Raw genomic sequence first — 26,299 nt, 5'->3', positions numbered from 1 at the left:
CGTGTGACGGCCGAGGTGCATGTTCCCCAGGCCCGGCACGAATCTTTTGCTTGGCGGCATGGCAAAAATCGGCATTGTGAGGCCCATGACCGAGCAAAATGACACCCAGGAATCCTCGCAAGTCGAATCCTCGCAAGCCGAATCCGCACATGCCGAATCCGCACCTGCCAAGGCCGGCGCGATCATCGTCCCCGTGACGCTGTTCGAGCAGAACTGCACCATCATCTGGGACGAGCCTTCCAAGAAGGCCGTGGTGATCGATCCCGGCGGCGACGTGCCGAAGATCCTTGAGGCGATCAAGCAGACCGGCGTCACCGTGGAGAAGATCTGGCTGACCCACGGCCATATTGATCATGTCGGCGGCGCGGCCGAATTGCGCGATGCGCTGAAGGTGCCGATCGAGGGGCCGCATGCCGCGGACAAATTCCTGCTCGACAACGTGGTCGAGAGCGGCGCCCGCTTCGGCATGACGGGGGGTCGCAATTTCGAGCCGGACCGCTGGCTCGACGAGGGCGACACCGTCTCGATCGGCGATCTCAAGTTCGACATTTATCACTGCCCCGGCCATTCGCCGGGCAGCGTGGTGTTCTTCAACAAGGATTTGCGCTTTGCCCATGTCGGCGACGTGCTGTTTGCCGGCTCGGTCGGACGCACCGATCTGCCCGGCGGCAGTCACGCCACGCTGATCAATTCGATCAAGACCAAGCTGCTGCCGCTCGGCGACGATGTCGGCTTCATCTGCGGCCATGGCGCGGGCTCGAGCATCGGCCAGGAGCGGATGACCAATCCGTTCATCACCGGCGAGATGTAGCGCCTATTCCGCGGCGTCTGCGAACGCTGCGGGCTGGCTCAGGTTGCGGTCGCCCCATTCGCGGATCGCGGCGACGACGGGCACAAAACTCTTTCCTTTCCGCGTCAGGCGATACTCGACCTTGGGCGGCACCTCGCCGAAATCCTTGCGGTCGATCAGGCCGCTCGCCGTCAGCGCCTTCAATTCGCGGCTGAGCACGCGCGGGGTGACCTCCGCGCTGCCTTCCGTGCCTCGCAACAGGCCGGTCCTGATCTCGCCGTAGCGGCGCGGGCCGTCCTTGAGGTCCCAGACGATACGCAGCTTGTACTTGCCGCTGATCATCTTCTGAAAGGCCGCGACCGGACAGTTGCGCGCGGGGACTGTCTTCGCCATGTCGTTTCCTCCATATGCGAGCTTTTTGTTTTGACGCGTTTTCTTCACGCGAACCGGTATCCACTTCGCTCGAAAACGCTTTGGCCGAGCATAGGAGCGACGCCGAAAAAGTCCATACTATCAATTTTGTCCATACTTGCAGGATCGTATCCAGAACGCAGATGATGACGCACAACGCGAACAGGGAGCGTCACATGAAGCACTTCATGATCCGATACGAATTCAAGAACGGCACGCCGGAAGCCTGGCACCAGGAGATCGGCCGCTTCGTCAAGGCGATCGACGGCGATCCGGAGCTCAAGGGACGGATCGGCTATCGCGTCCTGAAGAACCGCGACAATGGCAGCTATTTCCATCTCGCCAGCGTCAGCGACGATGCCGCGCAAAAAGCGCTGCAATCGCGCGAGTTCTTCAAGGTCTATCAGGAGATGACGCGAAAGGTCGCCGGCGGCGAGGTGACGGCGACGCCGATCGAGGTGATTGACGCGACGGCGTAGCGTCGATGGCGCTGGAGTAGGGTTAGCCAAAAACGCCACTGTCGTCCCGGCGAAGGCCGGGACGACGAAAACTACTTCATCAATCCCGCAGCGGTGAGCGCGCGCGTGATGATCTGTCCGAGATCGAGGCCGCGGGCCTCCGCGCGCTCCGGTTCGGCCCGCTCTTCGGCGACCGCGGCGCGGATCGAGCGTGCCAGATGCGGCGCGGACGTCAGCGCCGGCTTCGACGTTGCCGGCTTCGCGTCGGCAATCCAGCCGGTGAGGCCGAAGAACTTTGCGATGTGGTAGGACGAGGAGATGCCGGCCTCGATCAGGAACGCGCCTTCGACGCCATAGCGCTCGTCGTTGTCGGCAAGGCCGAGCGGCGTGCCGTGCGCCATGTCGGTGATGGCGTAGGACTCGACAAGGGTCTCGCCATCCTTGTTCCACCAGGCCTGGCGCGGATAGCCGTCGACTTTGGTCTCCGCCATCGGCACGTCAGGCAGATCGTGCAGATCGAGCCACTGCTTGACGATCTCGTTGGCATTGCCGGGATTGACGGTGCGGTCGGCGCTGCCGTGCCACACCGACATCCTCGGCCACGGTCCGCGATGATTCGAGGCCCGCCGCACCAGATCGCCGAGCTCGCGCGCGGGACGCGCCGGGGAATGAAACATGCCGTCCAGCGCCTCGCGCAGATTCGAGGCAATGCCATAGGGCAGCCCGGCAATGACGGCGCCGGCCGCGAAGACTTCAGGATAGGTCGCGAGCATCACCGACGTCATGCCGCCGCCGGCCGACAGACCCGTGATGAAGATGCGTCTGGGATCGATGCGATGCGTTTCGATCATGTGCGCGATCATCTCGCGAATCGAGCACGCCTCGCCGCTGTCCCGCGCGGTGTCTTCCGGATTGAACCAGTTGAAGCAGGTGTTGCCGTTGTTGGCGCGCTGCTGCTCGGGCATTAACAGCGCAAAGCCGTAGTGCTCGGCGAGAGTCGACCATCCGGCACCGAGGTCGTAAGCCGCTGCCGTCTGGCCGCAGCCGTGCAGCACGACGACGAGCGCGCGCGGCTTCTGCAACTGCGCCGGCACGAACGCGAACAGGCGCAAGTCTCCGGGATTGTCGCCGAAACCGGTGACCTCTTTCAGAGGGCTCGACGCATCCGCGCTCCGGCCGAACTCGGCCAAGCGCAATCCGTCCAGCTTTGGCAGACGTCTCAAGAGATCGATATTTCTGGTTAACGACACGGCAGCTCCCGACAGGCGACGTTCAACGTCCACCCAAACCAAATAGTTGCTGCAGCGCAAAATAAAAAGACCGTGTGCTGTCGATCGCGCGAAAATCGCCGGAAATCCCGCAAGAATCCGTGGGTATTAACCGCAATGCCTCAACTTCGTGCAGATGCAAGGCGCATCGACGGCCGAAATCCGGCGCGGATCATGATTAACGTCACAAACAGCGCGAGCGAGCCGAGAACTCCTGCGCGCGCTGATTGCGCGGCTTCGACGGCGAAGAATTCCCCAACGATTGCGGCCACTCCGGCCGCATCTCCGATCTGCGCCGTCGTGCCGTAGATGACGGACACCGAGCCTGCCGCGACGAGCACGGATTCGATGTGTGCCGGCGACGCCTTCAGTTCGACCGCGATGGTGGGACTGGCGACGTCGACCGCGACAGCATCGACACCGAACATGAATTGCGCGGCGACGACGATCGCCACCACCCACCGCGGCGCGACGAATCGATCCGCTTTGTGACGGCTTGATGCATCGGCGCTCGAGCCTTCGGGAATTTATTTGCGCTTCAAACGCGCAGACCGGCGTTATTCCACGCGATCGCCTCCGAAGCGAGACCTGCCGCCCTCTTGTTGCCTTGGCCCGATAGCTGCATGTCGGTTCCCGCTGATTTCGCAGGGTTCGGAAGCGCATCCGATGTACGACTACGACATGGTGGTGATCGGATCGGGCCCGTCGGGGCGCCGGGCCGCGGTGCAATGTGCCAAGCTCGGCAAAGCCGTGCTGGTGGTGGAGAAGGGCCGGCGGGTCGGCGGCGTCTCCGTTCACACGGGGACGATTCCCTCGAAGACCCTGCGCGAGACCGTGCTCAATCTGTCCGGCTGGCGCGAGCGCGGCTTCTACGGCCGCTCCTACCGCGTCAAGCAGGACATCGCGGCGAGCGATCTGATGACCCGGCTCCAGAAGACCCTCGACCACGAGGTCGAGGTTTTGGAGCATCAATTCAGCCGCAATCTGGTGCGGACCGCCAATGGCGAGGCGCGCTTGGTCTCGCCGCATGAGGTCGAGATCACCAGCCCGATCGGCGAGACCAAAACTGTGTCGGCCGCCTTCATCCTGATCGCCTGCGGCACGCGCCCGTTCCGACCCGACTACGTCCCGTTCGACGGCGCGACCGTGCTCGACAGCGACGAGATCATCGAGCTGCCGAAGCTGCCGCGCAGCCTCGCGGTGATCGGCGCGGGCGTGATCGGCGTCGAATATGCCACCATCTTCAGCGCGCTCGACGTGCCCGTGACCCTGATCGAGCCGCGACCGACATTTCTCGACTTCATCGACAAGGAACTGATCGACGAATTCATGCACGAATTGCGCGACCGCAATGTCGCGCTGCGGCTCGGCGCCAAGGTCAACTCGATCGAGAAGACCGCGCAGGGAAGCATCGTCACGCACCTTTCGGACGGGCGGCACGTCACCACGGAGATGCTGCTGTTTGCTGCGGGGCGCGTCGGCGCCACCGACCGGCTCAACCTCGAGGCCGCGGGCATCGCCGTCGACCACCGCGGGCGGATCAAGGTCGATCCCGTCACCTTGCAGACCAGCGTGCCGCACATCTATGCCGCCGGCGACGTGATCGGTTTTCCCAGTCTTGCCTCCACGTCGATGGAGCAGGGCCGCGTCGCCGCGTGCCACGCGCTCGGCATGGAGCCGATGGCACCGCCGGAATTCTTTCCCTACGGCATCTATTCGGTGCCCGAGATCTCGACCACGGGCCTGACGGAGGAAGAGGTGCGCACGCGTGGCATTCCCTATGAGGTCGGCATCGCGCGCTTCCGCGAGACCTCGCGCGGCCACATCATGGGGCTGAACAGCGGCATGATGAAGATGATCTTCTCGACCAAGACGCGCCGCCTGCTCGGCGTGCACATCCTCGGCGAAGGCGCCACCGAGCTGATCCATATCGGCCAGGCCGTGCTCAACCTCAAAGGCACCATCGACTATTTCATCCAGAACACGTTCAATTATCCGACGCTGGCGGAGGCGTACAAGATCGCCGGCCTCGATGCGTGGAACAGGATGACGCGGTAGTTCTCACCTCGCCCCGCTTGCGGGAGAGGGAGAAGAAATACGCATGCCTGCATTCCGTCGCGCGGGACATCTCGCGATTGCGTTCGCTGCCTTCAGCACGTAGCTTCGCGCCACAAACAAGCAAAAAATGAAGCCGGAGAGAACGCCATGGCGCGCCTGAAGTTCGGAGCCTTCCTTGCCCCGCATCACCCGATCGGTGAGCATCCGATGCTCCAGTTCCGGCGCGATCTCGACTTGGTCGAGCAGTTGGATAGCCTCGGCTATGACGAATTCTGGTGCGGTGAGCATCACTCCTCCGGCTGGGAGATGATCGCTTCGCCCGAGATGTTTTTGGCGGCCGCCGGCGAGCGCACCAAGCGGATCAAGCTCGGCACCGGCGTGGTGTCGCTGCCCTATCACCATCCCTACAACGTCGCGCAGCGCATGGTGCAGCTCGACCACATGACCGGAGGCCGCGCCATCTTCGGTTCCGGTCCCGGCGCGCTCGCCTCCGACGCGCACACGCTCGGCATCGATCCGATGACGCAGCGCGACCGCCAGGACGAGGCGATCGCCGTGATCCGCCGCCTCTTCAACGGCGAGCGCGTCACGGCGAAGAGCGACTGGTTCACCATGAACGACGCCGCGCTGCAGATCCTGCCGCTACAGGAAGAGATGCCGTTCGTGGTGGCCTCGCAGATCTCGCCGTCCGGCATGACGCTCGCCGGCAAATACGGCATCGGCATCATCTCGCTGGGCTCGATGACGACGCAGGGCCTGATGTCGCTGCAGCAGCAATGGCAGTTCGCCGAGGACGCGGCGAAAAAGCACGGCACCAAGGTCGATCGGGCGAACTGGCGCGTGCTGCTGACCTGGCACCTCGCCGAGACCCGCGAACAGGCCCGCCGCGAAGCCGGCGCCGGGCTGATGCGCTGGCACAACGAATATAACGTCGGCACGCTGCAACGGCCGGGTCTCACCGCCTTTGCCTCGCCCGACGAAGCCGTGGACAAGACCGCCTTCGTCGAGGGCGCGGCGTCCGTCATCGGCACGCCCGACGATCTCGTCAAGATGATCAAGAACGTGATGCAGGTGTCGGGCGGCGTCGGCGCCGTCATCGGCTTCGTGCACGATTGGGCCAATCCGGAAGCGACGCGCCGGAGCTGGGATCTGGTGGCGCGCTATGTCGTGCCGGAGATCAACGGCTACATCGATTCTTTACGCAGGTCGCAAAAATTCGTGATCGAGAACCGTGCGATCTTCGAACGCGCGGGCCAGGCCGTGATGGCCAAGATCATGGAGAACGAGAAGGCCGCGGAGGCGCTGAAGGTGACGGGCGCCGGCCGCGTCGCCATTCCCGCCGTCAACGCGCCCGATTTGCAGAAGGAAGCGGCGAAGCGGTAAGCCGCACTTGTCGTCCCGGCGAAGGCCGGGACCCATACCACCAAATTGTGTTTGGCGAAGACTCGCGATTACCGGCTCGCGACAAACTTCTCCCTGGGGTTATGGGTCCCGGCTTTCGCCGGACGACCAATGGCATGTATGCGAGGAAAACGGCCGCCGCATCATCGCAGCCGGATTGTGCTATGCTCGCCGGGTCCGCCAACCGGAGCCATCATCATGTCGATGCAGAATTTGGCCGCCCCGGCGCTCGGCTTCACCCCGCCCAGGCGCAACGAGCTGACGCACATCCCCGGCGACGAAGGCTGGCCGATCATCGGCAAGACCTTTCAGGTGCTCGCAGATCCCAAGGGACATATCGAGGCGAACGGCGCCAAATATGGCCCGATCTATCGCACCCATTTTTTCGGCGAGACCAATGTCGTGCTGCTTGGCCCCGAGGCCAACGAGCTCGTGCTGTTCGACCAGCAAAAGCTGTTCTCCTCGACCCATGGCTGGAACAAGGTGCTTGGCCTGTTGTTTCCGCGCGGCCTGATGCTGCTGGATTTCGACGAGCACCGGCTGCATCGCAAGGCGCTGTCGGTCGCGTTCAAGTCCGGACCGATGAAGTCGTATCTCGGCGACCTCGACCGCGGCATTGCCGCGCGGGTCGCGCAGTGGAAGGCCAAGCCCGGCGAGATGCAGCTCTATCCGGCGATGAAGCAGCTCACGCTCGACCTTGCCGCGGCGTCCTTTCTCGGCGCCGATATCGGGCCGGAGGTCGACGAGATCAACCGCGCCTTCGTCGACATGGTCGCCGCCGCCGTCGCCCCGATCCGCCGACCGCTACCCGGCACGCAGATGGCGGCCGGCGTCAGGGGACGCAAGCGCATCGTCGCCTATTTCCGCGAGCAGATTCCGCTGCGGCGCGGCAATCTCGGCGGCGATGATCTGTTCTCGCAGCTCTGCCGCGCAACGCACGAGGACGGCGCGCTGCTCTCGGAACAGGACATCATCGACCACATGAGCTTCCTGATGATGGCGGCGCACGATACGCTGACCTCGTCGCTGACGTCCTTCATCGGCGAGCTCGCCGCAAATCCCGACTGGCAGGACAGGCTGCGCGCGGAAGTCATGGCGCTGAGGCTCGCCCCGGATGCGCCGAGCAGCTTCGACGATCTCGAAAAAATGCCGCTGTCGGAGATGGCGTTCAAGGAAGCATTGCGGATCAAGCCGCCGGTGCCGTCGATGCCGCGCCGCGCCATGCGCGATTTCACCTTCAAGGGTTTTTCGATTCCGGCCGGCACCGCGATCGGCGTCAACCCGCTCTACACCCACCACATGAAGGACATCTGGCCGGAGCCGGATCGCTTCGATCCCTCTCGCTTCGCCGAAGAAGCCCAGCGCAACCGCCACCGCTTCGCCTTTGTGCCGTTCGGCGGCGGCGCGCATATGTGCCTCGGCCTGCACTTCGCCTACATGCAGGCCAAATGCTTCGCGCGGCACTTCTTGCAGAACATCGAGGTGTCGCTGGAACCCGGCTACAAGCCGGATTGGCAGATGTGGCCGATCCCGAAACCGCGGGACGGGCTGCGGGTCAGGGTGAAGGCGGTGTAGCGCGCAACTCTCGTGTCCCGGACGCGCGGAGCGCGAGCCGGGACCCAGAATCGTGAGACACGTTCCGTGCGAGAGGTGGGCCCCGGCTCTGCAGCGCAACGCTGAAGGAGCGCTGCGTTGCGTCCGGGGCACGAAACCTGCGCCTACGCCCCCTGATCGAACGCCTTGCGCAGGGCCACGTAACCCTGCTGCTGCTGGCTCCAGTTGCGGCCGCCGGTCATCGCGCCGTCGATGACGAGATCATGGCCGTTGATGAAGCTGGATTCGTCGCTGGCCAGAAACACTGCGGCATGGGCGATGTCATCAGGAAGACCCGCGCGCGGGATCGGCTGCGCGGTCTTGTAGACCTCGCGCATCACCGCCGGCGTCTTCTCCGCCGCATCGGTCGAAAGCCCGAGCGCCTTGCCGAAAATGCCGGTCGCGATCGCGCCAGGCGAGATCGAGTTGACGCGGACGTTGGACTCGCCGAGCTCCATCGCCACGCATTTGGTGAGATGGATTACCGCCGCCTTGGCCGCGCCATAGACCATCGAGGACGAGAAGCCGGCGAGGCGGCCGGCGATGCTGCCATTGTTGATGATGCTGCCTGTCCCCTGTTTCTTCATCTGGGGCGCGGCGTGCTTCATGCCGAGCATGACGCTGCGCACCAAGGTCGCCATCGCCGCGTCGAAGCGCTCGACCTCGAGGCCTTCGATGCCGCCGGTCTGCGCCGGGCCGCCGGCATTGTTGAACAGGCAGTCGATGCGGCCGAATTTGTCCACCGCGAGCGCGATCAGCGCCTGCATCTGCGCTTCGACCGTCACATCCGTCTGGCGAAAGACGCAGTTCGCCCCGAGTTGCTTCGCCAGCGCCTCGCCTTCCGGTATGCGCCGCCCTGCGATCACAATTTTGGCACCTTCGGCAACGAAGACTTCCGCAGTCCGCAACCCGATCCCGCTCGTCGCGCCCGTGATCACCGCGACCTTGCCGTCCAGCCTGCCCATGGAATGTTCCTGTTTTCGAACCCCTTGACGCCAAATGGCGGACACCGATCGATGACGGCGCCGCGGCACTCGGCGCCGCAGCAGGCACTATTCCTGCCGGCTGCCGACAAGGCAAGCTTTGCTTGGGGCCTGCGACATGCGTAACATTCCTGGCGACCGCTCGATTGTCGAACGCATATCGCGACCGGATTGTGCATGGGGAAGCTGATCGACGAATTCCGCAAGGGCTGGCAGGGCGAGGCACCGCCATCGCTCGGTCTGAGCCTTGCGTTTGCGGTCGCCTGCCTGCTCGTTGCGACGCTGGCGCGCTGGGCTCTCGCCCATGTGCGGCCCGACGTCTACTTCACGCCGTACTTTCCGGCGGTGTTCTTTGCGGCTGCGTTCGGAGGCTTCCGCATCGGCGTCATCACGGCGCTGGTCGGCGGCGTGCTCGGCGTCGTCGTGAATTTCGGCGATGCTTTTGCCGATCGCGCGCGATTTGCCCTGCTGGCGCTCTATTGGGCGGTGTGCGCGCTCACCATCTGGGGCGTCGAGCACTATCGCTCGCTTCTCGCCGAGCAGCGCCGGGTTTCCAAGCGCCTGATCGAGGAAGAAGACTATCGCAAGCTGCTGGTCGACGAGCTCCAGCACCGGCTGAAGAACAAGCTGTCGACGGTGCATGCCGTGCTGCATCAGGTGCTGCACGACCAGCCGCAGGTCTGGGCCCGGATCGATCCGCGGCTGCGGTCACTGGCGACGACCGACGATTTGATCTCGCGGATCGACAAGGCAGGCTGCGACATCCGCGATCTCCTGATCGCCGAGCTCGGGCCTTACGGCCATGTCCGCTTCACGCTCAACGGCGAACGGCTGTTCCTGCCGCCGAAGCTTGCGGTCACGCTGTCATTGATGTTTCACGAGCTCGCCACCAACGCGGGAAAATATGGCGCGTTCTCCGCGCCGCGCGGATTGTTGCAGGTGTCATGGACCGTCAGCGACGACCGTCTGACCGTCACCTGGGATGAAACCGAGGGCCCGAGCGTCGACAAGGTGTCCGAGCCGGGCTTCGGCACCAAGCTGTTGAAGTCCGCGCTGTCGGCCTTCGACGGCAAGACGGAGGTCTCCTATCTCAGGACAGGACTCCATTGCATCATGCAATGCCGTATTCCCAAAAGCGGTTAGACACAGCGTAGACGAAAACCGGTCGCGCGCTTCGCTCGCGGTTTCGCATGCGCCGTTGACGCTCTGTTAATGACGATGGGCTGCACGCGCCGCATCGCCGCAAAACACCCCCGTATTTCTCCGGACCCCTTAACCAAACTTAAGAGGGAACCGCGCAAGATCGCGGCCATTGCAAAGGCGCGCTGAAACAACAAGATTCATGACTTCTATGAACGACAACAAATATTCCGGCGCGAGTGAAGCCGAACTCGGATTTCTCAAGGAAATCGTTAGAATGCTGCCTGCCGGCCTGACCGTGCAGGACGCGCAGGGTGAACTTCTCCTGGTCAACGATGTCGCAGCCGCTCAGCTCGGCATGGATGGCAGCCGTCCCTCACGCGATCTCGGGCCGCGCCGGGAAGCCTGCCAGCAGGCCCTGAACTCCGGCCAGGCGGTCGTATCCGAGGAAGCGCTCCACGACGGAGCCGCACGCCAGGTGCTGCTGACCACCCATCGTCCGGTCCGCCTCGACGGACGCGAGCTGCTGATCTCGGCCTCCTCCGACATCACCGAGCAGAAGAACTTCGAGGACCAGCTGTTCCGCTCGGCCTATTTCGACGAGCTGACCGGCCTACCCTCGCGGCGCGTGATCGAACACCACGCCGCCGGTCTGCTCGCGCAGGGTCGCGCCGGCGAGCGCTTTGCGCTCGCCTTTCTCGACGTCGACAATTTCAAGCACATCAACGACTATTACGGTCACGCGGTCGGCGATGCGCTGCTGGTCGAGCTCGCGAAGCGGCTTGGGCGCGACTTGCGCGATTCGGACATGCTGTCGCGCATCTCCGGCGACGAATTCCTGCTGCTGCTGTCGCCGATCCAGAGCCAGGAGGAGGTCGCCGAATTCATGCAATCGACGCTTGAGCGGCTGACGGCGCCGTTCTTCATCGACAATTCGGAAGTCTTCGCCTCCACCTCCGTCGGCATCAGCCTCTATCCCGATCACGGAAGCAACTTCGAGACGCTGCGTCAGAACGCGGACATCGCGATGTATCGCATCAAGAACAATGGCAAGGGGTCGGCGGCCTTCTTCGATTCGAGCATGGAGCGCGAGGCGCTGGCGCGGATGAAGATCGAGCAGTCGCTGCGGCAGGCCATCCTCGAAAAACGCTTCTGCTGCGCCTTCCAGTCCAAGGTCGATATTCGCACCCAGGAAGTGAAGGGCATTGAGGCCCTGGTGCGTCTGCGCGACGACGAAGGCGTTATCCAGGCGCCCGGCTCGTTCATCAATCTTGCGGTCGAGCTCGGGCTGATCGACGAGCTCACCCATCTCGTGCTCGCCGAGATCGTCAAGTCGGTCGACCTGATCAACGAGACCTTTGGCGCGGAAGCGACGATCAGCATGAACGTCGCGGCCAAGCAGGCCGGTAATCCGGAATTCATGCGCAGCTTCGCGCAGGCGCTCGACGACACCGGTTTCCCTCAACGCTTCATGATCGAGGTGACCGAAGACGCCTTTGTTGCCAAGAGCCATTTCCAGTCGGAAATCCTGCCGATGTTCCGCAAGCTCGGCGTCGGCATCTCGATCGACGATTTCGGCACCGGCTATTCCTCGCTCTCGGCACTCGCCGACATTACCGCCGACGAGATCAAGATCGACCGCTCCTTCATCACCGACATCCATAAGCGACCGCGCAGCCAGGGCATCCTGCGCGCGATCGAATCCCTCAGCGAAGCGCTCGGCATGACCGTGATCGCCGAGGGCATCGAAACCTACGAGGAGCTGGCCTATCTCCAGGCCGCGACCAAGATCCGCCATGCGCAAGGCTATTATTTCTCCCGGCCGATCTTCCTGGAGGAGTTGAAGCTCGCGACGCCCGTCTCCAGCGAGGCGCGGGCCAGCGTGGCCAGCCGCCCACATCAACTGAACCGCCAGGGCTATTCGCGCGCGAGCGGGTATCGGCGGTAATCGCTCCCCTTCCCGCGGCCCCGACCTTGTATGATCGCGGCAGACCGATCCGGGCGCCTCGGCAGAGACCTGCCGATTTCTGCGTCGGACGCAATCGGTAACGCGCGACGTCAAAACAGTGTCATACGGACTTTCGAGCAAGACCCGCCGGAAGGTGGAATTGCAATGTTTGCACCGTTGTGCAAATCGCTGTGACCAACACAATTCAAGAGGGAGGAATCATCGTGCGTCGATCGCTCATTTTCACAGCAGCCCTTCTCGGTCTGGCCGCGGGCACCTCCGCCCGAGCCGACGATCTCAAGGTCGCGCTGATCTACGGCAAGACCGGACCGCTGGAGGCCTATGCCAAGCAGACCGAGACCGGCCTGCAAATGGGCTTTGAATACGCCACCAAGGGCACCATGACGCTCGACGGCCGCAAGATCGTCGTCATCACCAAGGACGACCAGGGCAAACCCGATCTTTCGAAGGCCGCGCTCGCGGAAGCCTATCAGGACGACAAGGCCGACATCGCCATCGGCACCACCTCGTCGGCCGCAGCACTCGCGATCCTGCCCGTCGCCGAGGAGAACAAGAAGATCCTGATCGTCGAGCCCGCGGTCGCGGATCAGATTACCGGCGAGAAGTGGAATCGCTACATCTTCCGCACCGCGCGTAACTCGTCGCAGGACGCGATCTCGAACGCGGTCGCGATCGGCAAGCAGGGCGTCACCGTAGCGACCCTGGCGCAGGACTACGCCTTTGGCCGCGACGGCGTCGCCGCCTTCAAGGAAGCGCTCGCCAAGACCGGCGCGACGCTCGCCGCGGAAGAATATGCCCCGACCTCGACCACCGACTTCACCGCGGTCGGCCAGCGCCTGTTTGACGCGCTCAAGGACAAGCCCGGCCGCAAGGTGATCTGGGTGATCTGGGCGGGTGCCGGCAATCCGCTGGCCAAGCTCCAGGACATGGACCCGAAGCGCTACGGCATCGAACTGTCCACCGGCGGCAACATCCTGCCCGCGCTCGCGGCCTATAAGGGCCTCCCCGGCATGGAGGGCGCGACCTACTATTTCTACGAGATCCCGAAGAACCCGGTGAACGACTGGTTCGTCGCCGAGCATCAGAAGCGCTTCAAGGCGCCGCCGGACTTCTTCACCGCGGGGGGCTTCGCCGCCGCGATGTCCGTCGTCGCCGCCGTCACCAAGGCGAAGTCGACCGACACCGAGAAGCTGATATCGGCGATGGAAGGCCTGGAGTTCGACACGCCCAAGGGCAAGATGGTGTTCCGGAAAGAGGACCATCAGGCGCTCCAGAGCATGTATCACTTCAAGGTCAAGGTCGATCCGAACGTCGCCTGGGCCGTGCTCGAGCCGGTGCGCGAGCTGAAGATCGAGGACATGGACGTTCCGATCCGCAACAAGAGGTAGGCTCGGCGGTATCCCGCCTCTTACTTCACCTCCCCGCTTGCGGGGGAGGCCGGGTGGGGGCTCCATCCTCTTGGGGGGCAATCCCATCGCGGGGGCACCTTCTCCCCAACCCTCCCCCGCAAGCGGGGGAGGGAGCGCAGCGTGATCGTGGATGCGTCTCAACCCTATCATTCGCCGGACTGTTTATGACGCCAACCCTCGAAACCCGCGACCTCACCATCCGTTTCGGCGGTCATGTCGCCGTCAACAGCGTCACCTGCAGCTTCCGCCCCGGCGAGCTCACCGCAATCGTCGGCCCGAACGGCGCCGGCAAGACCACCTATTTCAACCTGATCTCGGGCCAGCTCCGCGCATCGACCGGCAGCGTCCTGTTCGACGGCACCGACATCACCCAGCACTCCGCGCCGATGCGGACGCGCGCAGGCCTGGGGCGCGCCTTCCAGCTCACCAATCTGTTTCCGAACCTCAGTGTGGAGGAAAACGTCCGCCTCGCCGTGCAGGCCGCCAGCGGCACGCACTACGATATGCTGCGGCCCTGGATGGTCCGCCGCGATCTGATCGCGCGCGCAGACGCCATCCTCGATCAGGTCGCGCTCGGCGGCCGCCGCGGCGTCGCAGCGACCGCGCTGTCGCATGGCGACCAGCGCAAGCTCGAGGTGGCGCTGATGATCGCGCTGGGGCCAAAGGTGTTCATGTTCGACGAGCCGACCGCCGGCATGAGCATCGACGAGGTGCCGGTCGTGTTGAACCTGATCGCGCAGCTCAAGCAGGACAAGAGCAAGATCATTCTTCTGGTCGAGCACAAGATGGACGTGGTGCGCTCGCTCGCCGACCGCATCATCGTGCTGCATAACGGCCAGCTAGTCGCGAATGGTCCGCCGGCCGAAGTGATTGCGTCACCGATCGTGCAGGAAGCCTATCTCGGCGTCGCTCCCAGGAAGGCTGCGGGGGGTGCCACGTGACCGAGCTCCTGAAACTCTCCGGCGTACATACCCATATCGGGCGCTATCACATCCTCCAGGGCATCGATCTCGCTGTCCCGCAAGGGCAGACCACGATGCTGCTCGGCCGCAACGGCGCCGGCAAGACCACGACGCTGCGCACCATCATGGGCCTGTGGCAGGCCTCCAGCGGCGAGATCAGCCTCGCCGGCGAGCGCATCGAGAGCCGCGCCACACCGGACATCGCGCGGCTCGGCGTCGGCTACGTGCCGGAGAGCATGGCTGTGTTTTCCGACCTCACGGTGAAGGAAAATCTGGTGCTGGCGGCGCGCGACGGACCGCTCGACGACGCCCAGCTCGACTGGATCTTTGGCTTCTTCCCCGCGCTGCGCCGGTTCTGGCTGTCGCGCGCGGGAAGTCTCTCGGGCGGACAGAAGCAGATGCTGTCCATCGCCCGCGCCATCGTCGAGCCGCGCAAGCTGCTGCTGATCGACGAGCCTACCAAGGGGCTGGCGCCGGCGATCGTGATGGCGCTGATCGAGTGCCTGAAGGAGATCAAGCGCAAGGGCGCCACGATCCTGATGGTCGAGCAGAATTTCTTCGCCGCCCGCGAGCTCGGCGACAACGTGCTGGTGATGGACAACGGCACCATCGTCCATCGCGGCGAGATGGCGGCCTTGGCCTCCGACGTACCGTTGCAGGAGCGCCTGCTCGGCCTGAGCCTGGAGGCGCATCAGTGACTGAACTCGCCGCAACCGACCCGCTGCCGAAGCCGAAGCGCGACATCGCGCCGATCCTGCTGCCGGTCGCGGTCGCCGTCGTGATGATCCCGTTGATCGGCTCGCCCAGCACCTGGCTGACGCTGACCGCCGCGAGCCTCGCGATGGGCATGATGATCTTCATCATGGCCTCCGGGCTGACCCTCGTGTTCGGCCTGATGGACGTGCTCAATTTCGGCCATGGCGCCTTCATCGCGGTCGGGGCCTATGTCGCGACCCTGGTGCTGGCGCCGTTCGCGGCCTCGCTTCAGGTGGACTCGCTGTGGATGAACCTCGCGGTGCTGGCGCCGGCCGCGTTGCTGTCGATGGCGGTGTCCGGCGCGCTCGGCCTGATCGTCGAGCGTGTGCTGATCCTGCCCGTCTACGGCCAGCATCTGAAGCAGATCCTGATGACGACGGGCGGCCTGATCGTCGCCGAGCAGACGCTCTATGCGGTATGGGGGCCGCAGATCATCCCGACGCCGCTGCCGACGTCGCTGCGCGGCTCCTTCATCCTCGGCGATGTCGCGATCGCCAAATATCGCGTGCTGGCGATGTTGATCGGGCTGGCCGTCTTCATCGCGATCCAGCTCGTGCTCAACCGCACCAAGCTCGGACTCCTGATCCGCGCCGGCGTCGAGAACCGCGAGATGGTCGAGGCGCTCGGCTATCGCATCCGCCGCCTGTTCCTCGGCGTGTTCATGACGGGATCGGCGCTGGCCGGCCTCGGCGGCGTGATGTGGGCGCTCTATCGCGAGCAGGTGCACGCCTCCATGAGCGACGACCTCACGGTGCTGATCTTCATCGTCGTCATCATCGGCGGCCTTGGCTCGATCGGCGGCTGCTTCATCGGCGCGATCCTGGTGGCGATGGTGGCCAATTACGGCGGCTTCCTGGTGCCGAAGCTTGCCCTCGTCTCCAACATCCTGCTGATGGTCGCCGTTCTGATGTGGCGGCCACGCGGCCTCTACGCGGTGACCAGCCGATGATGATTTTGTCAGGCGATCCGCCGCGCAGCCGTGTGCTCACGCTCGTTCTCGTCGTCATCATCCTGGCGCTGGTGGCGACGCCGTTCCTGTTTCCGGGCGCCAAGGCGCTGAATGTCGCGGCCAAGATCTGCGTCTTCGCAGCCCTGGTCGCCTCCTACGATTTGCTGCTCGGCTATACCGGCTCGGTGTCGTTCGCCCACACCATGTTCTATGGGATCGGCAGCTACGCGATCGCGATCGCGCTGTACGGGATGGGTCCGAACTGGGGGGCGGTCGCAACCGGCATCGTCATCGGCCTGCCGCTTGCCGCGCTGCTTGCGCTTGCGATCGGGCTGTTCTCGCTGCGGGTCGCCGCAATCTTCTTTGCCATGATCACACTCGCGGTCGCCTCCGCCTTCCAGGTGCTGGCCTCGCAGCTGTCCTGGCTGACCGGCGGCGAGGACGGGCGCAGCTTTCAACTCCCGGAACTGCTCAGGCCCGGCACGGTGCTGATCTCCAAAAGCGTGCTCGGCTTCGAGGTCAACGGCCGCATCCTGACCTACTATCTGGTGTTCGCCGTCTCGGCCCTGATGATCCTCGCTTTGCTTCGCGTGGTGAACTCGCCGTTCGGGCGCGTGTTGCAGGCGATCCGCGAAAACCGCTTCCGCGCCGAGGCGCTCGGCTTCCGCACCGTCTTCCACCTGAGTTACGCCAACTGCCTTGCCGCGCTGGTGGCCGCCGGCGCCGGCATTCTCAATGCATTGTGGCTGCGCTACGCCGGCCCTGACACCTCGCTCAGCTTCTCGATCATGCTGGACATTCTCCTGATGGTCGTGATCGGTGGCATGGGCACGATCTACGGCGCGATCATCGGCGCAACCATCTTCATCCTCGCCCAGAACTATCTGCAGTCGCTGATGGGCATCGCCTCCAAGGCGGCGTCGGAAGCCGGCCTGCCGCTACTGCCGGGGCTGTTGCACCCCGACCGCTGGCTGCTGTGGCTCGGGCTGCTGTTCATCGCCAGCGTCTACTTTTTTCCAACCGGCGTGGTCGGACGGCTGCGCAATGTGGGTGGCGACAAGAGCGCGGGTGGCTCGCATTAACGCGCGATTCATGATGCAGCGCAGCGGCTCGCGGTTCACGACCGTGATCGCGCAACGAGATTAATGCTTAGGTAACTGGCTTTCCTAAGGTTTGCGCCATTTGTGCGGTGTATTCCTGTCCCTCCAGGGAGGGGGAATGCGCCAGGTCTTGTCAGGGGTCGCAGCCGGAATGTCCCTAGCCGCGAAGAACGGCTGGGAGGCGGCGATTCGCCGCGGACCGGTGCTGTGGCTGACCCTGTGCGGCGTGTTGCTGGTCGCGGGGATCTTCGCCGTGACCGCCATGGCGGTCGGCGAATTCCGCGAACGTACCCTGGCCAACCGCGAGCGCGAGCTGGAAAACACGGTGCAGCTGATCACGCGGCACTTCGATCAGCAATTTGAAGATTCCGACATCGTCGCCGCCGATCTGATCGGGCAGATGAACCTGCCGGAGATCACTTCACCCGCGATGTTCCGCGAGCGGATGTCCGGGCCTGCCGCCAACCAGATGCTGCGCGGCAAGATCAGCGCGGTATCCTATCTCGGCGACATCGTCATCTACGACGCGGAGGGCGAGATCGTCAATTGGTCGCGCGCCCAGCCGCTGCCCAAGATCAACGTCGCTGCTCGCGCCTATTTCCAGACCTTCAAGTCGGACCCGCGATCCGAGCCGGTGCTGCTGGAATCCGTGCGCAGCTACCTCATCGGCAAATGGACCACGGTCGTCGCGCGACGGTTGAACATGCCGGACGGCACTTTCCTCGGCGTCATGGTGCGCCGGATCGATCCCGACAATTATCACCGCTATTTTGCCTCCGTGGCGCTCGGCGACGGCGCGGCCATCTCGCTGTTCGACCGCGAAGGCAAGATGCTGGCACGCCACCCGCATGTCGAAGAGCTGATCGGCAAGAACTTCAAGGACGCGCCGCTGATGCACAAGATGCTGGCCGACGGTGGCCGGCACACCCTGCGCGTCAAGGGTCCGATCGCCGGCGAGGACCGCCTCGGCTCGGCGGCCTCGCTTTCGCATTTCCCGCTGGTCATCGTCGCGACCAACACCACGAGCGCCGCGCTGGCCGACTGGCGGCAGCAGACCGGCTTCATGGTCACCACGGCCGCGCTTTCGGCCACGGTGATCGCGCTGATCCTCTTCCTGATCATTCGACAGATCAACCGGCAGAACCGCGAGGCCCAGCAACGACTGGAAGCCGAGCGAGGGCGGCTCGACACGGCCCTGAACAACATGTCGCAAGGGCTGATCCTGTACGACGCCGCCGGATACATCGTCACCTGCAACCGCCGCTACGCCGACTTGTTCGGACTCTCGCACGATGTCATCAAGCCCGGCTGCCACATCCAGGAGGCGATGCGCCATCGCAAGGAGCGTGGCGTGTTCAACGGCGACGTCGAGGCGTTCTGCGCCGAGGTGATGAGGGTCGTCGCCGAAGGCACGGTCTCGACGAGGATGCATGAGCTGCCCGGCGGGCGCACCTTCCAGGTCATCAACACCCCGCTCGCGCAGGGCGGGTGGGTCGCCACGATCGAGGAGATCACCGAACGCCGCAATCTGGAGCAGGAACGCGACCGCAACTACATGTTCCTGCGCGAGATCATCGACCATATCCCCTCGCAGATCACGGTGAAGGACGCCCAAACCCGGCAATATCTGCTGGTCAACCGGACCGCCGAGGAGCAATTCGGCCAATCGAGCGAAGACATCGTCGGCAAAACTCCCTTCGACATATACCCGGAAGCTTCCGCCGCGGTCGTGACCGACGACGACAGCAAGGCGCTGCAGGAGACCACGGGATTGTTCAAGGACGAGCACCCCTGGCAAAGCCACACCAAGGGACCGCGCTACATCACCTCAACCCGGATCGGCATTCGCGACAAATCCGGCGAACCGCGCTACCTCATCAATGTCGTCGAGGACGTCACCGAACGGCGGCGCGCCGACGAGAAGATCGCGCATATGGCGCATTACGACGCGCTGACCGACCTGCCGAACCGGGCGCTGTTCCGCGAGCAGATCGAACACGAGCTGGAGAAGGTCGCCGGCGGCCATCAGTTCGCCCTGCTCTACATCGACGTCGACGAATTCAAAGGCATCAACGATTCGCTCGGCCATCACGTCGGCGACGAGCTGTTGAAGGCGATCGCGGGCCGCATCCGCGGCTGCCTCGGACAAGGCGACCTGATCGCGCGGCTCGGCGGCGACGAATTCGCGGTGATCCAGACCGGGATCGAATCGTCTGCCGACGTGGTGTCCTTCGTGACGCGAATCTTCGAGGCGATCCGCCGTCCCTATCACTGCTTCGGCCATCAGCTCTCCACCGACGCCAGCATCGGCATCGCGCTGGCGCCGCAGGACGGCACCGATCTCGACCAGCTGATCAAGAATGCCGATCTCGCGATGTACGGCGCCAAGGCCGAAGGACGCCGCACCCACCGCTTCTTCGTGCCGGAGATGGATGCGAGCGCCAAGGCGCGCCTGTCCCTGGAGCAGGATCTGCGCCAGGCCCTGGTGAACGGTGGTTTCGAGATTCACTATCAGCCGCTGGTCGACCTGCGCAGCAACGAGGTCGCCGGCTGCGAGGCGCTGCTGCGCTGGCATCATCCCGAGCGCGGCATGGTGTCGCCGGCGGAGTTCATCCCGATCGCCGAGGACACCGGCCTGATCAACGAGCTCGGCGACTGGGTGCTGCGCACGGCCTGCAACGAGGCCGCGAGCTGGCCGGCACATGTGCGGATCGCGGTCAACGTCTCGCCGGTGCAGCTCAAATGCGAAACGCTGGCGCTGCGGATCGCCGGCGCGCTCGCCGCTTCCGGGCTCGCTCCGTCCCGACTCGAGCTCGAGATCACCGAGGCCGTGCTGATCCGCGACGACGAGGCGGCGCTCTCGATCCTGCACCAGCTCCGCGCCATCGGCGTGCGCATCGCGCTCGACGATTTCGGCACCGGCTACTCTTCGCTCAGCTATCTGAAGCGCTTCCCGTTCGACAAGATCAAGATCGACCGCTGCTTCGTCGCCGACATCGCGGAGACCAGCGGCGCGCCGGTGATCGTGCAGGCGGTGGTGAACATCGCCGCCGCCAGCAACATGACCACGGTCGCCGAGGGCGTCGAGACCGAGGCGCAGCGCGAGATGCTGCGCGCGCTCGGCTGCACGCAGATGCAGGGCTATCTATTCAGCAGACCGAAGCCGGCCAGCGAGGTGCGAAAGCTGTTCGGCCCGGGCGATGGTTTGCCCCAAGCCTTGCCGGTGGCGGCGGTGGCCTGATGACGAAGCCAGGCAAGACGCCAAGCAAGACTTCAAGCAAGACTCCCGCCAAAACCGTCGACGTCGCGGATTCCTATGCCGTGCGGCTGATGCAGCATCTGGTGGTGCCGACCTTCGTGATCGACCCGAAGCGCCGCGTCGTGATCTGGAACAGGGCCTGCGAGCGGCTGACCGGCGTCGCCGCCTCGGAGGTGATCGGCACCAACAAGCACTGGCAGGCCTTCTACGAGACCAAGCGTCCCTGCCTCGCCGACCTCGTCGCGCTCGACCGGCCGGAGCAGTTGCCGGAGTTCTATTCGGAATATGCCGCACGCGGCCATAACGGCCTCGGCTTCAGCGCCGAGAACTGGTGCGTGATGCCGAAGCTCGGCAGCCAGCTCTATCTCGCCATCGACGCCGGCCCCATCCACGACGAGGCCGGCCATCTGATCGCCGTGGTGGAGACGCTGCGCGACCTCACCGACCAGAAGCGCGCCGAGACCGCGCTGAAGGAGCTCGCCACCAAGGACGGGCTGACCGGCCTGTCGAACCGCCGCGCGTTTGACCAGATGCTGATGAGCGAATGGGCCCGCGCGCAGCGGACGCAGAAGCCGATGGCGCTGCTGTTCGTCGATGTCGATCATTTCAAGCTGTTCAACGACCGCCACGGCCACCAGAACGGCGACGAATGCCTGCGCGCGGTCGCCGCCGTCGTCAGCCGGCACGCCGTGCGCCCGCTCGACCTTGCCAGCCGCTATGGCGGCGAGGAATTCGCGCTGATCCTGCCGGACCTGAATGGCGATGCCGCCTGCGCCATCGCCGAGGAGATCCGCTGCGCCGTGATGGCCTTAGCGATCGCCCATGGCGCCATCGGGGCCGGCGATCACGTCACCCTCAGCGTCGGCGTCGCCAGCCACATTCCCGGCGAAGCCGACGGCAGCCCCGACCGGCTGTTAGGCGCGGCCGACGAGGCGCTCTATGCAGCCAAACGGCTCGGCCGCAACCGCGTCATCTGCGCCGAACGCATTCTCGCCGAATTCGCCGGCCACGGCCGCGATCCCACGGCGGTTCCGGCCCCTGTCCGGCGTAAAACGGCCTAGCGCTTCCGTTCCCGCGAACGGAAGCTCTAGATTCTTGTTTTGACGCGTTTTCTTGACGCGAAACGGTGTCCACTTCGCTGGAAAACGCCCCGGCGCAACGCGGCGAGAAGCGGTTGCCCGCCCCTCGCCAATCGGCTACATCAGGCCCACTGCACCCGTAGCTCAGCTGGATAGAGCGTTGCCCTCCGAAGGCAAAGGTCACACGTTCGAATCGTGTCGGGTGCGCCAGTCTGGCAGGATCCGCCCTGCGCAAGGCGAGGCGAAACCGGCGCGATGTCAGGCCCGGCTCATTCGGCGTAGGACTGGGTGGACCACGCCGCCCTTAGTTTCGGCGAGACGTGAGCGCCGAACTGGCCGAACCATTTGTTGAACAGCGCCTCGGCATCGCCCGATTTGAACATCTTCCCCATGGAGTGGTTGACGATCCAGAGAATCGTCGGGTTGAGCTTGGGCACCATGAAGCCCTGGGGCGCATAGCCATATTCGTCACCGACGATTTCAAGCGCGTCGGGCTTCTTCGACTGCCGTATCAGACCGAAGAAGGCGCCATTGTCGCTGAAATAAGCGTCGGCGCGCCGGGTCTCGACGGTGATCAGCCCGGCCGCATGGTCATCGACGTTCAGGATGCGGATGCTCAGCTTCTTTTCGGCGATGAGGTTTTTGAGGTCAGGCTCGCTACTGCCGCCGGTCGCTACGGCGACGATCTTGCCGTTCAAATCGTCATAGCTCTTGATGCCTGTGCTCTTGAGGACGAGCATCTGGCTCGACGAAACGTAAGAGACCGACGAGAAGTCGACCTGCTTGTTACGGCCGAAGGTGTTGACCGTGCCTTCGCATTCGAGGTCTATCGTGCCATTGGCGACGAGCGCCTGACGGTTCTGGATCGTGACCGGGACGTATTTGATCTTGATCTCCGGCAGCTTCAACTCGGTCTTGATGTCGTCGATGATGCGCGTGCAGAACTCCACCGAATAGCCGGTCGGATTCTTCTGGTCGTCGAGATAGCTGTAGGGAAACAAGGCGTCTCGGACGCCCATGGTGATGGTCTGGGTGTCGCGCAACTTCTTGACGATGGAGTCCACCTCCTGCGCCCCTGCAGACGAAGCTGCGAGACCGATGGCCAGGAAGGCGCCTGCAGCGGCAGCAAGATTGAGTGTCATGGGTTTCTCTCGGTTGTCGCGATCGCTCGCATGGTGATCCGCGCCCGGCTGAGGGCAAGTGTCTGGTATCCTCAGGTGTCTAGTATCCTCCGTGTGCCCGCGCCTGGAGTTCCTCCCTCGTCATCTGCTCGAAGCCGAGCGCGGGCAAAAGGTCGTTATCTCCTGCGAAGTCGCGGCCGTAGGCCGCCGAAAGCATGGTCATCCCAGCCTCGTGCAAGGTCGCCGGCCGCGCGACGAGCTGCCCGAGCAGCACCGTCGGCAGCAATCCGAAGGGCGCGTCCTCGAGGACATACCGGCTGTCCAGCGTCGCGGGACCGAAGCCGCCGCGCCCGCGGTTATGGAGTTCGGCGTTCATCTCGGCGATGCTGGCGACCGTGAGTTGATAGGAGTAGGCGTAGTGTTCGTGGATGGTGCGGACCGAAACGCCGAAGGCTTCGGCGATCGCCAGCCGCTCGGCGTCGAGCGCTTCCATGACACGCCCGACGGCGGCCGTGACGTTCTCCGCCTGCCCCCAGCGCTCGCCGCGCTCCATGCGTGTCAGGTTGAACAGGGCGATGGCGAGGTGGTTCTGCGGGTTGAGATTGCTGAGCGCGATGGCGAGAAGCCCCTGGCGTTCGACGAAGCGGTCGCCGAACAGCGCGGTGCAGAGCGCGAGGCCTTCGGCACTGCCGCCTTGCGGCACCGTCGCGAGGTCGATCTTCGATCGCACCGAGTTGACGGCGACCTCGGTCGGCGAAATCTTGCGGCCGGTCGTCAGCGTCGTGCCCCAATTGATGATCGGTGAACGGACTCCCCGCGCCGCGAGCTGCCGCGACAGATAGAGCGCGCCAAAGGAGGCGTGCGAGCTGATGATGATCGGCTGTCCATCCCGCAGGTGCTGCGCCGCTTCATCGAGGGCCATCTTGTGGGCGTATCCCGGCATGGCGAGCATCACGACATCCGCGTCGGCGATGGCTTCGGCGGCACCGTCGGCAATGCGCGGATGGAAACTGGTCTCGATCGCCATCGTCGCCTGCAGCGGCTCTCCTGCCGCGAAGGCTGCCGTGCTCCGGCCGGAAGGCGACCACAGCATCGGGTCATGCCCGGCCGTCGCGAGATAGGCGGCGGCACCGCAGGCGGCGGAGCCGGCTCCAAGAATACTTACGCGCATCGTGCGAGCGCCTTTTCTGGTTGAGGAGGGGCGGTCATCTCACCGGCTCAATGCGTGAGGACCTTGGTGAGGAACTGCCGGGCCCGCTCCGAGGCGGGGGCGGTGAAGAACTGGGTCTTGGGCGCGTCCTCCACGATCTGGCCGCGGTCCATGAACAGCACGCGATCGGCGACGCGCTGGGCGAAGCCCATCTCATGGGTCACGACCATCATGGTCATGCCTTCGAGCGCGAGCTCCTGCATGACTTCCAGCACCTCGTTGATCATTTCGGGGTCGAGCGCCGACGTCGGCTCGTCGAACAGCATGGCCCGCGGGTCCATGGCCAGAGCGCGGGCGATCGAGACGCGCTGCTGCTGCCCGCCCGAAAGCTGGCTGGGTCGGCTGTCCCGCTTGTCGCCGAGCCCGACCCGCGCCAGAATTTTCTCCGAGCGCGCATCGGCCTCCGCCCGTGAGCGTCTCAGCACATGGATTTGCGCAAGGCTGACGTTCTGCAACGCGGTCATATGTGGATAGAGTTCGAAAGTCTGGAACACCATGCCGATGCGAGCGCGCAGGGCCGGCAGGTCTGTCTTTGGCGAGGAGACGGAGACGCCATCCACGGTGATCGTGCCGCGCTCGAACGGCACGAGCCCGTTGATGCATTTGATCAGCGTGCTCTTGCCGGAGCCGGACGGCCCGCAAACCACCACGACCTCGCCGAGGCTGACCGTCGCGGAGCAGGCGCGCAGGATGTGCTGGTTGCCGTAGGATTTATGCACGTCCTCGATGACGATCATGACGGAAGGCCCTTCCTGTAGAACTCGGCGGCCTTCGTCGTGCTAAGGCAAATCACCAGATAAACCACGGCAACCAGCGCGTACATCTCCGTGGCGCGCCCATCGCGGGATGCGACGACGCTCGCCGCGGTCAGGAAATCATGTAGTGAGACGACATAGACCAGCGAAGTGTCCTGAAAGACGATGACGATCTGGTTCAGGATCAGCGGCATCATCGCCCGCAGTGCCTGTGGCAGGATGATGAGGCGCAGCACCTGGGCGCGCCGCAGCCCGGTCGCCAACCCCGCATCACTCTGTCCATGGCGAACGTTGGAGATGCCGGCGCGGACGATCTCGCAGTAGAATGCCGCCTCGAACAGCACAAAGGCCAGCAGGGCCGAAGTGAGCGAGCCGACCGGCCTGCCGATGACGAGTGGCACGAGGAAGTAGAACCAGAACAGCACGAGCACCAGCGGCAGCGTGCGCATCACAGTGACGTAGGTCGAGGCGGGGACCGAGAGCAGCCGATGCGAGGACAGCCGCATCAGCGCAAGCCCGAAGCCCAGGACCAGCCCCCCGACGGTCGCGACCAGGACCAGCAGCGCGCTGAGCGCCATGCCTTCCGCCAGAAACGCCGCGGAGCGGGCGATGATGCCCCAGTCGAAATCGCTCATGCCGGCGTCTTTCGCAGGGCTGCGCCGCCGATCCTGATATCGATGAAGCGCATCAGTCCCGTCACGCACAGGCCGATGACGAGGTAGCCGATCGTCGCGAAGGTGAAGGCCTCGAAACCTTGGAACGTGTAGTTCTCGACATGGCGGCTCTGCGCGGTGAGTTCGAGTACGCCAATCGTGAGGCTGAGAGAGGAGAGCTTGACGGTGATCAGGAATTCCGAGGTCAGCGGCCCGACGATGGCGCGCAGGCCCAGCGGCAGGACGATCAGCCGAAAGGCCTGCGCCGGGCGCAGCCCCGTCGCCAGCGCTGCCGGCATCAGCGGGGCGCCCACCGCCTCGATTCCGGCGCGGACCTGCTCGGCGACGCGCGAGCCGGCAAACAGGCCGATGGCCACAACAGCGGTGACGATCTCCGGATAGGGCAGGTCCCGCTTGAGCCAGAGCCCGAAGGAATCGGGGACCACCTCGGGCAGAACAAAATACCAGAGAAAGAGCTGCACCAGTGGCGGAACGTTGCGGAAGACGTCGATGTAGAGTCCGGCCAGCAGTCGGGCACCGCGCGAAGGGGCGCTCCGGGCGGAGCCGGCCAGGAGGCCGACCGTGAGCGCAACGGCCCAGCTGGCAAGGCTGATAATCACGGTCCAGAGCAGGCCGCTCCACAGCCAACCCATATAGGTGTCTTTGAAGAGGATCGACCAGTCCCAACGGTAATTCATGTCGCGAGAGCCCCGTCGCGCCATATCTCCACGATGCAGCGCGGGTCTCGGTCGTTCATTGGCGCCCCTTGAATTCCACTCTCGGAATGATTCCGCCATCGATTGAATATTGTCAAACGTTCCGGCTGCAAGCGGCGGGCCAATTGGCGCCATTCTGGCAGAACGTTCAGCGTGCGCACATCAGCGTCGCGCGTTCCAGCCCAAAGGGGGTCGAGATGGCGCGCCAGTCGCGTCCAGTATGCGTGGACGCACCCTCGCTCGAGCACTCCTCGTCACC

At 64.4% G+C, this 26,299-nt stretch carries 23 protein-coding genes and 1 tRNA gene; 15 read left to right on the top strand and 9 right to left on the bottom strand.

Annotated elements, in window-relative coordinates; translation table 11 throughout:
- The first annotated feature begins 85 nt into the window (after nt 1–85).
- Nucleotides 86–811, top strand: a complete 726-nt coding sequence (locus IVB31_RS31060; protein ID WP_247331763.1) for an MBL fold metallo-hydrolase — start codon at nt 86–88, stop codon at nt 809–811.
- A gap of 3 nt (nt 812–814) precedes the next feature.
- On the opposite strand, the gene IVB31_RS31055 is transcribed toward IVB31_RS31060, so the two are convergent.
- The gene (locus IVB31_RS31055; RefSeq protein ID WP_247331762.1) at nt 815–1,183 is read right to left on the bottom strand and encodes a helix-turn-helix domain-containing protein; all 369 of its coding nucleotides are present in this window, start codon (nt 1,181–1,183) and stop codon (nt 815–817) included.
- Nucleotides 1,184–1,377: 194 nt separating this feature from the next.
- On the opposite strand from IVB31_RS31055, the gene IVB31_RS31050 reads away from it, so the two are divergent.
- Nucleotides 1,378–1,680 carry a hypothetical protein gene (locus IVB31_RS31050; RefSeq protein ID WP_247331761.1) on the top strand — a complete coding sequence of 101 codons (303 nt, stop codon included), beginning with the start codon at nt 1,378–1,380 and terminating at the stop codon, nt 1,678–1,680.
- A 71-nt stretch (nt 1,681–1,751) separates the two neighbouring features.
- Here IVB31_RS31050 and IVB31_RS31045 read toward each other — a convergent pair whose 3' ends face one another.
- A complete protein-coding gene (locus IVB31_RS31045) occupies nt 1,752–2,909 on the bottom strand; it encodes a PHB depolymerase family esterase (RefSeq protein WP_247331760.1) in 1,158 nt (385 codons plus the stop codon).
- 140 nt (nt 2,910–3,049) lie between these two features.
- Nucleotides 3,050–3,382, bottom strand: coding sequence for a hypothetical protein (locus IVB31_RS31040; RefSeq protein ID WP_247331759.1), 333 nt, complete (start codon nt 3,380–3,382; stop codon nt 3,050–3,052).
- A gap of 211 nt (nt 3,383–3,593) precedes the next feature.
- On the opposite strand from IVB31_RS31040, the gene sthA reads away from it, so the two are divergent.
- The 3 genes from sthA (at nt 3,594) to IVB31_RS31025 (ending at nt 7,961) form a co-directional block, all read left to right on the top strand.
- The gene (gene sthA, locus IVB31_RS31035) at nt 3,594–4,985 is read left to right on the top strand and encodes a Si-specific NAD(P)(+) transhydrogenase (RefSeq protein WP_247331758.1); all 1,392 of its coding nucleotides are present in this window, start codon (nt 3,594–3,596) and stop codon (nt 4,983–4,985) included.
- A 147-nt stretch (nt 4,986–5,132) separates the two neighbouring features.
- On the top strand, nt 5,133–6,368 hold the full coding sequence (locus IVB31_RS31030; RefSeq protein WP_247331757.1) for an LLM class flavin-dependent oxidoreductase: 1,236 nt from the start codon (nt 5,133–5,135) through the stop codon (nt 6,366–6,368).
- A gap of 216 nt (nt 6,369–6,584) precedes the next feature.
- Nucleotides 6,585–7,961: a cytochrome P450 gene (locus IVB31_RS31025; RefSeq protein WP_247331756.1), complete on the top strand. Its 1,377-nt coding sequence runs from the start codon at nt 6,585–6,587 to the stop codon at nt 7,959–7,961.
- Nucleotides 7,962–8,104: 143 nt separating this feature from the next.
- On the opposite strand, the gene IVB31_RS31020 is transcribed toward IVB31_RS31025, so the two are convergent.
- Nucleotides 8,105–8,944: a glucose 1-dehydrogenase gene (locus tag IVB31_RS31020; protein ID WP_247331754.1), complete on the bottom strand. Its 840-nt coding sequence runs from the start codon at nt 8,942–8,944 to the stop codon at nt 8,105–8,107.
- Nucleotides 8,945–9,139: 195 nt separating this feature from the next.
- On the opposite strand from IVB31_RS31020, the gene IVB31_RS31015 reads away from it, so the two are divergent.
- From IVB31_RS31015 to IVB31_RS30970, 10 genes are all read left to right on the top strand, one after another.
- The gene (locus tag IVB31_RS31015; protein WP_247331752.1) at nt 9,140–10,105 is read left to right on the top strand and encodes a sensor histidine kinase; all 966 of its coding nucleotides are present in this window, start codon (nt 9,140–9,142) and stop codon (nt 10,103–10,105) included.
- 208 nt (nt 10,106–10,313) lie between these two features.
- On the top strand, nt 10,314–12,050 hold the full coding sequence (locus IVB31_RS31010) for an EAL domain-containing protein (protein WP_247331750.1): 1,737 nt from the start codon (nt 10,314–10,316) through the stop codon (nt 12,048–12,050).
- Between the two features lie 224 nt (nt 12,051–12,274).
- A complete protein-coding gene (locus tag IVB31_RS31005; protein ID WP_247331748.1) occupies nt 12,275–13,459 on the top strand; it encodes a substrate-binding domain-containing protein in 1,185 nt (394 codons plus the stop codon).
- A gap of 185 nt (nt 13,460–13,644) precedes the next feature.
- Nucleotides 13,645–14,421 (top strand): ABC transporter ATP-binding protein, encoded by a 777-nt coding sequence (locus IVB31_RS31000; protein ID WP_247331746.1) that lies wholly within the window; start codon nt 13,645–13,647, stop codon nt 14,419–14,421.
- Nucleotides 14,418–15,140, top strand: coding sequence for an ABC transporter ATP-binding protein (locus IVB31_RS30995; RefSeq protein WP_247331744.1), 723 nt, complete (start codon nt 14,418–14,420; stop codon nt 15,138–15,140). The genes IVB31_RS31000 and IVB31_RS30995 overlap by 4 nt, the downstream gene beginning before the upstream one ends.
- Nucleotides 15,137–16,147: a branched-chain amino acid ABC transporter permease gene (locus tag IVB31_RS30990; protein ID WP_247331742.1), complete on the top strand. Its 1,011-nt coding sequence runs from the start codon at nt 15,137–15,139 to the stop codon at nt 16,145–16,147. The genes IVB31_RS30995 and IVB31_RS30990 overlap by 4 nt, the downstream gene beginning before the upstream one ends.
- Nucleotides 16,144–17,229, top strand: a complete 1,086-nt coding sequence (locus IVB31_RS30985; RefSeq protein ID WP_247331741.1) for a branched-chain amino acid ABC transporter permease — start codon at nt 16,144–16,146, stop codon at nt 17,227–17,229. The genes IVB31_RS30990 and IVB31_RS30985 overlap by 4 nt, the downstream gene beginning before the upstream one ends.
- A 136-nt stretch (nt 17,230–17,365) precedes the next feature.
- The gene (locus IVB31_RS30980) at nt 17,366–20,488 is read left to right on the top strand and encodes an EAL domain-containing protein (RefSeq protein ID WP_247331740.1); all 3,123 of its coding nucleotides are present in this window, start codon (nt 17,366–17,368) and stop codon (nt 20,486–20,488) included.
- Nucleotides 20,488–21,567 (top strand): diguanylate cyclase, encoded by a 1,080-nt coding sequence (locus tag IVB31_RS30975; protein ID WP_247331739.1) that lies wholly within the window; start codon nt 20,488–20,490, stop codon nt 21,565–21,567. Before IVB31_RS30980 ends, IVB31_RS30975 begins: the two co-directional genes overlap by 1 nt.
- 151 nt (nt 21,568–21,718) lie before the next feature.
- Nucleotides 21,719–21,795, top strand: a tRNA-Arg gene (locus tag IVB31_RS30970).
- A 59-nt stretch (nt 21,796–21,854) separates the two neighbouring features.
- Here the strand turns inward: IVB31_RS30970 and IVB31_RS30965 are convergent.
- The 5 genes from IVB31_RS30965 to IVB31_RS30945 all read right to left on the bottom strand — a co-directional run bounded on the left by IVB31_RS30965 (nt 21,855) and on the right by IVB31_RS30945 (nt 26,022).
- Complete coding sequence (locus tag IVB31_RS30965; RefSeq protein ID WP_247331738.1) at nt 21,855–22,727, bottom strand: amino acid ABC transporter substrate-binding protein; 873 nt, start codon at nt 22,725–22,727, stop codon at nt 21,855–21,857.
- 79 nt (nt 22,728–22,806) lie between these two features.
- Nucleotides 22,807–23,877 carry an NAD/NADP octopine/nopaline dehydrogenase family protein gene (locus IVB31_RS30960; RefSeq protein WP_247331737.1) on the bottom strand — a complete coding sequence of 357 codons (1,071 nt, stop codon included), beginning with the start codon at nt 23,875–23,877 and terminating at the stop codon, nt 22,807–22,809.
- Between the two features lie 47 nt (nt 23,878–23,924).
- On the bottom strand, nt 23,925–24,653 hold the full coding sequence (locus tag IVB31_RS30955) for an amino acid ABC transporter ATP-binding protein (RefSeq protein WP_247331736.1): 729 nt from the start codon (nt 24,651–24,653) through the stop codon (nt 23,925–23,927).
- Nucleotides 24,650–25,306, bottom strand: a complete 657-nt coding sequence (locus IVB31_RS30950) for an amino acid ABC transporter permease (RefSeq protein ID WP_247331735.1) — start codon at nt 25,304–25,306, stop codon at nt 24,650–24,652. Before IVB31_RS30950 ends, IVB31_RS30955 begins: the two co-directional genes overlap by 4 nt.
- Nucleotides 25,303–26,022: an amino acid ABC transporter permease gene (locus IVB31_RS30945; protein WP_247331734.1), complete on the bottom strand. Its 720-nt coding sequence runs from the start codon at nt 26,020–26,022 to the stop codon at nt 25,303–25,305. Before IVB31_RS30945 ends, IVB31_RS30950 begins: the two co-directional genes overlap by 4 nt.
- Nucleotides 26,023–26,299 lie beyond the last annotated feature (277 nt).

Origin of the sequence: Bradyrhizobium sp. 21 (assembly GCF_023073335.1) — a bacterium.
In the GTDB taxonomy this organism is placed as follows: Bacteria; Pseudomonadota; Alphaproteobacteria; order Rhizobiales; family Xanthobacteraceae; genus Bradyrhizobium.
This window is presented reverse-complemented; position numbering and strand designations above follow the sequence as displayed.

Coding starts and splice junctions, on each gene's coding strand:
- IVB31_RS31000 (WP_247331746.1), top strand. CDS start 13,645: ATGACGCCAACCCTCGAAACCCGCGACCTCACCATCCGTTTCGGCGGT.
- IVB31_RS31010 (WP_247331750.1), top strand. CDS start 10,314: ATGAACGACAACAAATATTCCGGCGCGAGTGAAGCCGAACTCGGATTT.
- IVB31_RS31055 (WP_247331762.1), bottom strand. CDS start 1,183: ATGGCGAAGACAGTCCCCGCGCGCAACTGTCCGGTCGCGGCCTTTCAG.
- IVB31_RS30955 (WP_247331736.1), bottom strand. CDS start 24,653: ATGATCGTCATCGAGGACGTGCATAAATCCTACGGCAACCAGCACATC.
- IVB31_RS31015 (WP_247331752.1), top strand. CDS start 9,140: ATGGGGAAGCTGATCGACGAATTCCGCAAGGGCTGGCAGGGCGAGGCA.
- IVB31_RS31050 (WP_247331761.1), top strand. CDS start 1,378: ATGAAGCACTTCATGATCCGATACGAATTCAAGAACGGCACGCCGGAA.
- IVB31_RS31020 (WP_247331754.1), bottom strand. CDS start 8,944: ATGGGCAGGCTGGACGGCAAGGTCGCGGTGATCACGGGCGCGACGAGC.
- IVB31_RS30945 (WP_247331734.1), bottom strand. CDS start 26,022: ATGAATTACCGTTGGGACTGGTCGATCCTCTTCAAAGACACCTATATG.
- IVB31_RS30975 (WP_247331739.1), top strand. CDS start 20,488: ATGACGAAGCCAGGCAAGACGCCAAGCAAGACTTCAAGCAAGACTCCC.
- IVB31_RS30960 (WP_247331737.1), bottom strand. CDS start 23,877: ATGCGCGTAAGTATTCTTGGAGCCGGCTCCGCCGCCTGCGGTGCCGCC.
- sthA (WP_247331758.1), top strand. CDS start 3,594: ATGTACGACTACGACATGGTGGTGATCGGATCGGGCCCGTCGGGGCGC.
- IVB31_RS31025 (WP_247331756.1), top strand. CDS start 6,585: ATGTCGATGCAGAATTTGGCCGCCCCGGCGCTCGGCTTCACCCCGCCC.
- IVB31_RS31030 (WP_247331757.1), top strand. CDS start 5,133: ATGGCGCGCCTGAAGTTCGGAGCCTTCCTTGCCCCGCATCACCCGATC.
- IVB31_RS30950 (WP_247331735.1), bottom strand. CDS start 25,306: ATGAGCGATTTCGACTGGGGCATCATCGCCCGCTCCGCGGCGTTTCTG.
- IVB31_RS30980 (WP_247331740.1), top strand. CDS start 17,366: ATGCGCCAGGTCTTGTCAGGGGTCGCAGCCGGAATGTCCCTAGCCGCG.
- IVB31_RS30965 (WP_247331738.1), bottom strand. CDS start 22,727: ATGACACTCAATCTTGCTGCCGCTGCAGGCGCCTTCCTGGCCATCGGT.
- IVB31_RS31060 (WP_247331763.1), top strand. CDS start 86: ATGACCGAGCAAAATGACACCCAGGAATCCTCGCAAGTCGAATCCTCG.
- IVB31_RS30985 (WP_247331741.1), top strand. CDS start 16,144: ATGATGATTTTGTCAGGCGATCCGCCGCGCAGCCGTGTGCTCACGCTC.